A 10,871-nucleotide genomic window follows, 5' to 3' on the forward strand; every position below is an offset into this window, starting at 1 on the left:
AATGATCATACTGAAAGCACTTCACCGCAAAGGGCGTGAAGACACACAAGGGGCTTTTGAGTCTTGCTTTGCGCCCTTGGGCGCCCTTTGCGACAAATCAAATTTGAACTCTGAGACCGGCGGATTCGCGGGCTGCTCGCCCCCGGATCAAGCCGACAATTTTTTCTTCAACAACGCATTCACCTGCTGGGGATTGGCCTTGCCCTGGGTGGCTTTCATGACCTGGCCCACGAAGAAACCGAACAGCTTGTCCTTCCCGGCCCGGTATTGCGCCAGTTGCCCGGGATTGTTGGCGATAACCTCGTCGATGACTTTCTCGATGGCGCCCGCGTCAGTGACTTGTTTGAGCCCCTTGCTTTCAATGATGGCGTCAGCATCCCCTTCGCCGTTCCACATGGCCTCGAACACGGTTTTGGCGATTTTGCCGGAAATGGTATTGTCGGCGATGCGCCGGATCATGCCGCCCAGCATGGCCGGGGTGACGGGGCTCTCATTCACATCCAGGCCCGCTTTGTTGAGCGCCCCCAGCCAATCGCCGATGACCCAGTTGGCCGCCAGCTTGACCTCACCGGCGGCGGCTTTTTCGGTGGCCTCGAAGAAGTCCGCCAGGTCGCGGCTGGCGGTGAGCACGCCCGCCTCATAAGGCGTGAGACCGTATTCATAGACGAAGCGCGCGCGTTTTTCGTCGGGCAGTTCGGGCAGGGTGCGGCGGGTGCTTTCAATGAACTCGTCTTCCACCACCAGCGGCAGCAGATCCGGGTCGGGAAAATAGCGGTAATCCATGGCTTCTTCCTTGGAGCGCATGGAACGGGTTTCGTCCCTGGCCGCGTCATACAAGCGGGTTTCCTGCACCACGGTGCCACCGCCCTCGATGAGTTCAATCTGGCGTTCGATCTCGTAGTTGATGGCGCGTTCCACAAAACGGAAGGAATTTAAGTTTTTCACCTCGGCGCGGGTGCCGAACTGCTCCTGCCCCACCGGCCGCACGGACACATTGGCATCGCAGCGAAAGGAGCCTTCCTGCATATTGCCGTCGCAGATTTCCAGATAGCGCACCAGGGCATGGAGCTTTTTCATGTAGGCCACGGCCTCTTTGGCGGAGCGCAGATCCGGCTCGGACACGATCTCCAGCAGGGGCACGCCGGCGCGGTTGAGGTCGATGCCGGTGAGGCCGTGGAAATCCTCGTGCAGGGATTTGCCGGCGTCTTCTTCCAAATGGGCACGGGTGATGCCGATGCGTTTGGTTTCACCGTCTTCGAGATCGATGTCCAAATGGCCTTCCGCCACCACCGGCAGCTCGTATTGGCTGATTTGATAGCCCTTGGGCAGGTCGGGGTAGAAATAATTCTTGCGGGCGAACACCGAGCGGGGGGCCACTTTGGCGCCCACGGCCAGGCCAAACTTCACCGCCATGCGCACCGCTTCTTCGTTCAACACCGGCAGCACCCCCGGCAAACCCAAATCCACCGCACAAGCCTGACTGTTGGGTACGGCGCCGTAGGCGGTGGGTGCGCCGGAGAAGATTTTGCTTTTGGTGGCCAGTTGGGCGTGAATCTCCAAGCCGATGACTGCTTCCCATGCCATTCGATTTCACCTCAACACATGTAAAACGCATGTAAACGGAATCGCGCGCCACAGGGCGGCGCGCCGGCGGGCTATGTTACCACCATCCCCGGTCCCGTTCAGAAGAAGGACCGGTCAGCCGATAAGGGGCGCGAGACCGCAGCAAGACTGCACCTTGGATTTCCATATGAGAAGGAGTCTGGCCCCATGTACCGATACCTTGTGCCCACATTGATCGCCCTGGCGGTATCCCTGAGCGCCTGCCTGGACAGCAGCAGCACCAGCGACCTCACCAATGTGGTCAACGACAGCGCGAACAACAACACCACCGCCGCCGCCGAGGCCTTCCCCGCCGGGCTGGCCATCACCTCACCCACGGATGTCGAGCCAGACGCCAGCAACGCCAGTCTGGCCCGCAGTGCCCATCTGGCACTGGATCGCAGCAGGTTCGCCGCCGTGGTGGAAGACATCAGCACCATCCTGGGCGGCAGCGCCACGGTGGGCTCCCTGTTCACCCCCGCCACGTTCCTGCAACAGGCGACCCTGGCTGATTGCTACGGCCCCAGCTTCTCCTATACCAATCACCCCGACGGCAGCCCCGCAAACGGCAGCTTTCCCAGCGGCGACCTCGGCATCTGGAAAGAAACCGACAGCAGCGGCACCGCCTGCGCCGCCGCCCAGCTCAACGCCCAGATGCAAGGCATCAGCAGCCGCGGCATGATGGCGCTGATCGGCCTGGCCAGCATGGTTTATGCGGCCACCTCCAACAGCATAGATCTGCCCGCGGCAGGGGCCAGCATCGATCTCGCCAGCCAGATGGCGGCCCTGGGCGTGACCGACACCAGTTTCACCACCGCCACCCTGGCCAAGGACGCTAGCGACACCACTTGGCGTTACGAACTCGACATGGTGTACACCGACAGCGCCAGCAACACCCACAACATCGTCATCACCCTGCAGCATAAACCCACCTCCGTCACCGAATACGAAGGCGTGCTGACCTACCAGGTGGACGACAGTTTCAACGGCGGCCACTGCCCCAGCCAGGATGTGACCTACAACGGCTCGATCTACTACAAAATGGCCGGCGCCACCTCGCTCACCATCAACGCCCGCGACGGCATGTACTGTGGCCACGGAACAAGCGCCAACAAAGTCACCGACACGGACGTGGATACCACGGAAACCTACACCTTCATCGACCCCAGCGAGACCTACAACGCCGGCGACGGCAGCGGCTGGGCCAACAACTTCTCCATCCTGGGGGCCGTGTTTGACCCCACCAGCCTGGACGGCCACTACACCTACGCCTGGCAGGCCGGCTACGGCGACAGCAACAGCCGCATCCTCAGCGTCGGCCTCAACGGCCCCACCCAGGACGGCGAGGCCTACTACGGCTACGGCGCCCCCGTGGGGAGCACCGACGGCAGCATTACCGGCTTTTACTGCAACTGGGCCGGGCCCGGCACGCCGCACCCGTTCCAGGCTTACGCCCAGCGCCAGTTCGTGGAATTCAACGACACCAGCGGACTGTGGGAAGTGCCCACCGGCGGCTCCGACATTGTCTATGCCCCCACCAACAGTTGCACCTATGAAGGCAGCCCGGCCAACTTCTGGTACGATCGCGACGTGGACGGCAGCGAAAACGAGACCGACCAGGACATCTTCGTCTACAGCAGCGGCGCCCCTGACGGCTACATGAACCTGGATCTCATGGCCGCCATCGACGGTGACGACGCCGACGACACCCCCACCATCGAAGAGAAAATGGCCAGCCGTGGTTTCGTGCAGCCGCCCATGTAGACGCGGCCTGCCAGTTCGACAAAAAGCCGGGGCCATGCCCCGGCTTTTTGTTCATAAGCCGCCTTTCCCCCCGTTGGGATTGGGCAAGATGGTCGCGCAGGGCTTTGGCTTCACAGGGAATGTTCTGACAGAGCGGAGTGCGCATCGTGTTTCCGATGGTAGAAAATACCCTGTGGATTCAAGAAACAAGCAAGGGCTCGTCCGGCTGGCGAGACAAGGCGGTCTGAGCCGTCCGGTCCAAACACATCCAGCCATACCAAGCCCTGCCGCACTCGTATTCGGGCTGTTGCACCCGCTTCCAGGCGGAGTAAAAAAGGGCGGCGAGCCCTTTTCCGCGCAATCAGGCAAAAGCCGCCGGCACCCCGCCGTGCCAGCCCGTCACCCGCTGGTACTGATGCGCCACATTCAGCAAACGCCCTTCGTCAAAGTAGCGGCCAATGAGCTGCAAACCCACCGGCCGGCCGGCCACAAAACCGGCAGGGACGGACATGCCGGGCAGGCCGGCCAAGTTGACGGCGATGGTGTAGATGTCGGACAGGTACATGGTCACGGGGTCGTTGGTTTTTTCGCCCACATTGAAGGCGACGGTGGGCGAGGTGGGGCCCATGATGACGTCCACCTCTTTGAAGGCGCGCTTGAAGTCGTCGCTGATGAGGTGGCGCAGTTGTTGGGCTTTGAGGTAATAAGCATCGTAGTAGCCCGCCGACAGCACGTAGGTGCCGATCATGATGCGACGTTTGACTTCAGCGCCGAAGCCTTCGCCGCGGCTGCGTTTGTACATGTCCAGCAGGTCTTTGGGCTGCTCACAGCGGTAGCCGTAGCGGGCGCCGTCATAGCGGGCCAGGTTGGAGGAGGCCTCCGCCGGCGCGACGACATAATAGGTGGGCACGGCCAGGCCGCTGTTGGGCAGGCTGATGTCCTGCACGGTGGCACCCAGTTTTTCGTATTCGGCCACGGCGGCGCGGACAGTTTGTTCCACTTGGCTGTCCAAACCTTCGCCAAAGAACTCTTTGGGCAAACCGATTTTAAGACCCTTGATGGATTGACCCAGGGCGGCGGCGTAATCAGGCACGGGCCGGTCCACGCTGGTGGAGTCGCGGTGGTCGAAGCCGGCCATGGCGGAAAGCAGCAGGGCGCAGTCTTCGGCCGTGCGGGCGATGGGGCCGCCCTGGTCCAAACTGGAAGCGAAGGCGATCATGCCCCAGCGGGAGACGCGGCCATAGGTGGGCTTGAGGCCGGTGAGACCGCACAGCGCGGCGGGCTGGCGGATGGAGCCGCCGGTGTCGGTGCCCGTGGCCGCGGGCGCCAGGCGCGCCGCCACGGCGGCGGCGGAGCCGCCGGAAGAGCCACCGGGCACGGCGTCCAGATCCCAGGGATTGCGCACGGGACCAAAGTGGCTGGTCTCGTTGCTGGAGCCCATGGCGAACTCGTCCATGTTGGCCTTGCCCAGCGTCACCATGCCCGCCGCTTTGAGTCTGGTGACCACGGTGGCATCAAACGGCGCAACGAAGTTGGCCAGCATCTTGGACCCGCAGGTGGTAAGCACCCCATCGGTGCAGAAAATGTCTTTGTGGGCCAGGGGCACGCCAGTGAGCGGCCCGCCGGTGCCGGCTTTGATGGCCTGGTCGGCCGCTTCGGCCTGGGCCAGAGCCTGCTCTTCGGTGACGGTGATGAAGCTGTTGAGCTGGCCGTCCAGCTTTTTGATGCGCTCTAAATAGTGGCGGGTGAGTTCCACGCTGGAAAACTCGCCGGCTTTCAATCCCCGGGCCAGTTGGGCCACCGTTTTGTCATGCATGGTTTGGACTCGCTTGCTTGGACAGGTATCACTAACCGCTAAGAGCGCTGAGTACGTGCTGCTGTGCTTGGGTGCCGCTCCCCCTTTCAACGGGGAGCGGAGGAATTGGTCGAACAACTGACTGTTTTGGAAATCCCCCTGCCCCCTTTTTCAAAAGGGGGAATCAAAAAATCACGGGGCGTTTTTCCTGGCCTGGCGTTCCTGGCGGTTTCTTCATTCTTCATTCAATCACTTTGGGGACCAAATAGAGGCCCGCCTCCGCCGCCGGCGCCAGGACCTGGAAGCGCTCGCGCTGGTCGGTTTCCGTCACCTCGTCGCTGCGCAGGCGCTGGGACACGTCAAGGGGATGGGCCATGGGGGTGACACCGGCGGTATCCACCGCGTTCATCTGCGCCACCAGATCGAGAATGCTGGACAGCTCCCGGGCGTAGCGGGGCACGTCCTCATCGGCAACGGCCAGGCGCGCCAAGTGCGCGATCTTTTCAACATCCTTGCGTTCCAGATTCATGTATCATGCCCCACCGTGATTTAAGAAGAGGCGAAACTTAACATAGATCGATGCTTGCCCCAAACCCCCCGCGATTGCTAAAGTACCGCGGATTTCGCGCGCTATTATTACCTAGAATCATAAGGACCTTAGCGCACGCCACGCGCCTCTTCACAGGACGATTCACACCATGTTATTCAAGCGCTTCCGGGGCTTTTTTTCCAACGATCTCTCCATTGACCTGGGCACGGCCAACACGCTGATTTATGTGCGCGGCCAGGGTATCGTTCTCAATGAGCCTTCGGTGGTCGCCATCCGCCAGGACCGTGGCCCCGGCGGACCGAAGTCCATCGCCGCAGTGGGGGGGGAAGCCAAGGCCATGATCGGCCGCACGCCGGGCAACATCCAGGCCATCCGGCCACTCAAGGACGGCGTCATCGCCGATTTCACCGTGACGGAAAAAATGCTCCAGCATTTCATCCACAAGGTGCACGAGGCGCGTTTTTTCCACCCCAGCCCGCGGGTGCTGGTGTGCGTGCCCTGCGGCTCCACCCAGGTGGAGCGGCGCGCCATCAAGGAATCCGCTGCCGGCGCCGGGGCGCGGGAAGTCTACATCATCGAAGAGCCCATGGCGGCGGCCATCGGCGCCGGCATGCCAGTGAGCGAGGCCAGCGGCTCCATGGTGCTGGACATCGGCGGCGGCACCACGGAAGTGGCCATTATCTCTTTGAACGGCATTGTCTATTCCGCCTCGGTGCGGATCGGGGGGGACAGCTTCGATGAGGCCATCATCAGCTATGTGCGGCGCAATTACGGCACCCTCATCGGCGAGGCCACCGCCGAGCGCATCAAGCACGAAATCGGCTCGGCCTTCCCCGGCAAGGAAGTGCGCGAAATCGAGGTCAAGGGCCGCAACCTGTCCGAGGGCGTGCCGCGCAGTTTCACGTTAAACAGCAATGAGATTCTGGAAGCCCTGCAGGACCCCCTCTCAGGCATAGTCGGGGCGGTGAAAACCGCGCTGGAACAGACCCCGCCCGATCTGGGGGCCGATATTGCCGACCGGGGCATGGTGCTTACCGGCGGCGGCGCCCTGTTGCGGGATCTGGACCGGCTCTTGATGGAAGAAACCGGCCTGCCGGTGGTGGTGGCCGAAGACCCGCTCACCTGCGTCGCCCGGGGCGGCGGCCGCGCCCTGGAAATGATCGACGAAGGCGGCGCAGACGTGTTTGTCATCGAGTAAGCGCGTCCCCCCAGGACGTGCCGGAGGCGTGAGGAAACCGCCATCAAACCGTTATTCGCTCAAGGCCCGTCCGCCAATGCCCGACTGGTGTTTTTCGGCCTGCTGTCACTGGCCCTGCTCACTGTGGACCACCGTGAGCATCATCTCGAGAGCGTGCGCGCCGTGCTGGCCGCCATGGTCTCGCCCCTGCAATACGCCCTGGGCCTGCCCCTGGCCGCCGGCGACTGGGTGAGCGAAGCCCTGGCCACCCGCCAGAAACTGGAAGCGGAAAATGCCAGCCTGCGCGACCGGCAGTTGCTGCTGGAGGCCCGTTTGCAGAAGATGGCCGCCCTGGAGACGGAAAACCGCCGCCTGCGGAAACTGCTGGATTCCTCCTTTAAAATCGGCGAACGGGTGCTTATCGCCGAACTGATGGCGGTGGACCTGGAACCCTTTTCGCAGGAAATCGTAATCAACAAGGGCGCCCTTCACGGCGTCTATGAAGGCCAGCCTCTGCTGGATGCCCAGGGGGTGTTGGGGCAGGTGATCCACGTCAGCCCGCTGAGCAGCACTGCCATGCTGATCACGGATGCCAGCCACGCCCTGCCGGTGTGGGTAGACCGCAACGGCCTGCGCGCCATCGCCGTGGGCACCGGCGCCCCGGACCGGCTGGAACTGCCCAATCTGCCCAATAACACCGACATCAAGCCGGGCGACCTGTTGGTCACTTCCGGCCTGGGCGGGCGTTTCCCCCGGGGCTACCCGGTGGCCGTTGTTGACGGCGTGGAGCCCGACCCGCAACAAGCCTATGCCCGCGTTTCCGCCCGCCCCATCGCCCGTTTGAAGCGCAGCCGGGAGGTGCTGCTGGTGTGGCCGGCCCGGAAACCGCCCTGCCCGGCCAACGACGCCTCCTGCCAGGCCGGCGCGGCCGGGGGATAGCAGCGCCGTGGCTCTGGCGCGCCACCACGGGGGCTGGGTGATTGCATTCACCCTGATCGCGGCGCTGATGCTGGCCGTGACCCCCCTGCCCGACTGGGCCGCGCCCTTGCGACCGGAGTGGCCGGCCCTGGTGCTGATCTACTGGTGCCTGGCCCTGCCGCAGCGAACCGGGGTGGCCACCGGCTGGGTGGTGGGGCTGTTCCTGGATGTACTCAGGGGCGCGCTGCTGGGGCAGCACGCCCTGGCTTTTGCCATCATCGCCTACCTGACCATCAAACTTCACCGCCGCATCCGGGTCTTTCCCCTGTGGCAGCAGTCTTTGAGCGTCATGGTGTTCGTGGCCCTGCAACAATTGCTGGCGCTGTGGATCGACGGCATGAGCGGCGCGCCGACACGGGGCTGGTCATACTGGCTGCCCACCCTCACCAGCGCGGTGCTGTGGCCATGGTTGTTTGTGTTGCTCCGGGCGCTGCGGCGGGAATTCCGCGTGACCTGATATGCAACGCCGGGTTCCTCTCAAAGATCATTTGCGCGAGACGCATCTGTTCACCAACCGCGCCCTCGTCGCCATGGTGTGTGTGGTGGTGCTGCTCGGCGTGGTCATCGCCCGCATGGTGTATCTGCAGATCCTCGGCCACGAGCATTTCTCCACCTTGTCGGAGAAAAACCGGGTGGACATCGTCCCCGTGCCACCCACCCGGGGGCTCATTTACGACCGCAATGGCGTGCTGCTGGCGCAAAACATCCCTTCCTTCAGTCTGGAAATTGTCCCCGAGCAGGTGAGCGACCTCGATCAGACCTTGCGCGGCCTCGGGAAGCTGGTCGCCATCAGCGCGGAGGATCTCGACAGCTTCCACCGGCAATTGCAGCGCAAACACCCCTTCGAGGCCATCCCGCTGCGCTTCCGCCTGAGCGAGGAGGAAGTGGCCCGCTTCGCCGTCAACCGCCACCGCTTTCCCGGCGTGGACATCCAGGCGCGCCTCACCCGGGACTACCCCCTGGGCAAGCTGGCGGTGCACGTCGTGGGCTACATGGGGCGCATCAGCGAAGACGAACTGAAACGGCTGGATACCAGCAACTACCGCGGCACCAGCCATATCGGCAAAACCGGGGTGGAGCGCTTCTACGAAGGCATCCTGCACGGCGCCGTGGGCCATCAGCAGGTGGAAACCAACGCCAGCGGCCGGGTGGTGCGGGTCTTGTCGCGTACCCCGTCGCGTCCCGGCTACGACATCTATCTGACCCTGGACGCCGACCTCCAGGCCGTGGCGCAGGCCGCCCTGGGAACGCGGCGCGGGGCGGTGGTGGCGATCGAACCCCAAAGCGGCCAGATCCTCACTCTGGTGAGCCAGCCCGGCTTTGATCCCAACGCCTTCGTCCGGGGCATCAGCCGGGACGATTACGCTGCCCTCAGAAATTCCCATGACCAGCCCTTGTTCAACCGCGCCCTGCGGGGGCTCTACCCGCCCGGTTCCACCTTGAAGCCTTTCATCGGCCTGGCCGGCCTGGAATACCGGGAAATCACCGCCCAAAGCCGCACCTTTTGCCCCGGCTGGTACAGCCTGGAAGGGGATGACCACAAGTACCGGGACTGGAAACGCGGCGGTCATGGCACCATGACCCTGCGCACGGCCCTGATGCAATCCTGCGATGTCTATTTCTACGATCTCGCCCTGGCCCTGGGCATCGACCGTATCCACGCCTACCTCAGCCACTTCGGCTTCGGCCGCCCCAGCGGGGTGGACCTGCCCGGCGAGGCGGCGGGCCTGCTCCCTTCGCGCCAGTGGAAACGGCGCAAACGGAGGCAGGCCTGGTTTCCCGGGGAAACCCTGATCACCGGCATCGGCCAGGGCTTTACCCTGACCACTCCGCTGCAACTGGCCGCCGCCACCGCCACCCTGGCCAATGGCGGCACCCTGATGCGGCCCCAGATTCTGCGCGCCACCCGGACCGGGAACGAAGCCCAGCTGAACATCCAGGCACCGGTACAGATCGCCAGGGTGCCCCAGTCGGCGCCGGAGCACTGGGGCACCGTGGTGGATGCCATGGAGGCCGTGGTGCACAACGCCCGCGGCACCGCCCACGCCATGAGCCGGGCAATAGGCTACAAAATGGCCGGCAAGACCGGCACCGCCCAGGTGTTCGGCATCGCCCAGGATGAGGAATATGACGCCGGGGAAATCGAAGAGCGCCTGCGGGACCACGCCCTGTTTATTGCCTTCGCCCCGGTGGAACATCCAAAAATTGCGGTCGCGGTGATCGTGGAAAACGGGGGCAGCGGCGGTGCTGTGGCGGGACCGGTGGCCAGGGCGGTGATCGACCATTACCTGTCCAACCAACCGGGGGGCCAGCCATGAATGTCCCCTTGACGGCCGGCCGCAAAACCCGCCGTGGTCTGTTCGCCGACGGGCTGCACCTGGACATCCCCCTGCTGGTGGGCCTGGCCTTGCTGTCAGCCCTGGGGGTGGTGGTGCTCTACAGCGCCGGCGGCCAGGACATGGCCATCGTCGAACGCCAGCTGCTGCGCCTGGGCTTTGGCTTCACCGTGATGTTGGCCTGCGCTCAGATCCCACCGTCGACGCTGACACGCTGGACACCCTGGCTTTACATCCTGGGAACAGGTTTTTTGGTCGCCGTGCTGGTGGCGGGGGAAACCGGCAAAGGGGCGCAGCGCTGGCTCGACCTGGGTCTGCTGCGGTTTCAGCCCTCAGAAATCATGAAAGTCGCCGTGCCCTTGATGGTGGCGGCCTTTCTCGCGGAAAAACCCCTGCCCCCCAGCCGCAAAGCCTTGGGAGCGGCCCTGCTGATGATCGCCATACCCGCGCTGCTGGTAGCCCGGCAACCGGATTTGGGCACGGCCCTGCTGGTGGCCAGCGCCGGCGTGTTCGTGATCTTGCTGGCGGGGGTGTCCTGGCGCCTGGTGGCCCTGGTCATTGCGTTTCTGGCCGCCACCGCTCCCTTGCTGTGGTATGTGATGCGCGACTACCAGAAACAACGGGTGCTGACCTTTTTGAACCCGGAAAACGACCCGCTGGGGGCGGGCTATCACATCATTCAATCCAAAA

At 63.7% G+C, this 10,871-nt stretch carries 9 protein-coding genes; 6 read left to right on the forward strand and 3 right to left on the reverse strand.

Features of this window, described 5'->3' with window-relative positions; genetic code table 11:
• Positions 1-147: 147 nt before the first annotated feature.
• Positions 148-1,584, reverse strand: a complete 1,437-nt coding sequence (gene gatB / locus ENJ19_06030; protein ID HHM05286.1) for an Asp-tRNA(Asn)/Glu-tRNA(Gln) amidotransferase subunit GatB — start codon at positions 1,582-1,584, stop codon at positions 148-150.
• Between the two features lie 186 nt (positions 1,585-1,770).
• Here gatB and ENJ19_06035 point away from each other — a divergent pair, with 186 nt between their 5' ends.
• Positions 1,771-3,366 (forward strand): hypothetical protein, encoded by a 1,596-nt coding sequence (locus ENJ19_06035; GenBank protein HHM05287.1) that lies wholly within the window; start codon positions 1,771-1,773, stop codon positions 3,364-3,366.
• Between the two features lie 340 nt (positions 3,367-3,706).
• Here ENJ19_06035 and gatA read toward each other — a convergent pair whose 3' ends face one another.
• On the reverse strand, positions 3,707-5,161 hold the full coding sequence (gatA, locus tag ENJ19_06040; protein HHM05288.1) for an Asp-tRNA(Asn)/Glu-tRNA(Gln) amidotransferase subunit GatA: 1,455 nt from the start codon (positions 5,159-5,161) through the stop codon (positions 3,707-3,709).
• Positions 5,162-5,381: 220 nt separating this feature from the next.
• Positions 5,382-5,669, reverse strand: coding sequence for an Asp-tRNA(Asn)/Glu-tRNA(Gln) amidotransferase subunit GatC (gene gatC, locus ENJ19_06045; protein HHM05289.1), 288 nt, complete (start codon positions 5,667-5,669; stop codon positions 5,382-5,384).
• Between the two features lie 169 nt (positions 5,670-5,838).
• Here gatC and ENJ19_06050 point away from each other — a divergent pair, with 169 nt between their 5' ends.
• The 5 genes from ENJ19_06050 to ENJ19_06070 form a co-directional block, all read left to right on the forward strand.
• Positions 5,839-6,888 carry a rod shape-determining protein gene (locus ENJ19_06050; GenBank protein HHM05290.1) on the forward strand — a complete coding sequence of 350 codons (1,050 nt, stop codon included), beginning with the start codon at positions 5,839-5,841 and terminating at the stop codon, positions 6,886-6,888.
• Between the two features lie 42 nt (positions 6,889-6,930).
• Entirely contained in the window at positions 6,931-7,806 is an 876-nt protein-coding gene (mreC, locus tag ENJ19_06055; protein HHM05291.1) for a rod shape-determining protein MreC, read from the forward strand.
• 7 nt (positions 7,807-7,813) lie between these two features.
• Positions 7,814-8,302, forward strand: a complete 489-nt coding sequence (gene mreD / locus ENJ19_06060; protein HHM05292.1) for a rod shape-determining protein MreD — start codon at positions 7,814-7,816, stop codon at positions 8,300-8,302.
• Position 8,303: 1 nt separating this feature from the next.
• Positions 8,304-10,163, forward strand: coding sequence for a penicillin-binding protein 2 (gene mrdA / locus ENJ19_06065; protein HHM05293.1), 1,860 nt, complete (start codon positions 8,304-8,306; stop codon positions 10,161-10,163).
• A partial coding sequence (locus ENJ19_06070; GenBank protein ID HHM05294.1) for a rod shape-determining protein RodA occupies positions 10,160-10,871 on the forward strand: 712 nt, incomplete at its 3' end. The genes mrdA and ENJ19_06070, both read left to right, overlap by 4 nt.

It is taken from the genome of Gammaproteobacteria bacterium (genome assembly GCA_011375345.1).
In the GTDB taxonomy this organism is placed as follows: domain Bacteria; phylum Pseudomonadota; class Gammaproteobacteria; order DRLM01; family DRLM01; genus DRLM01.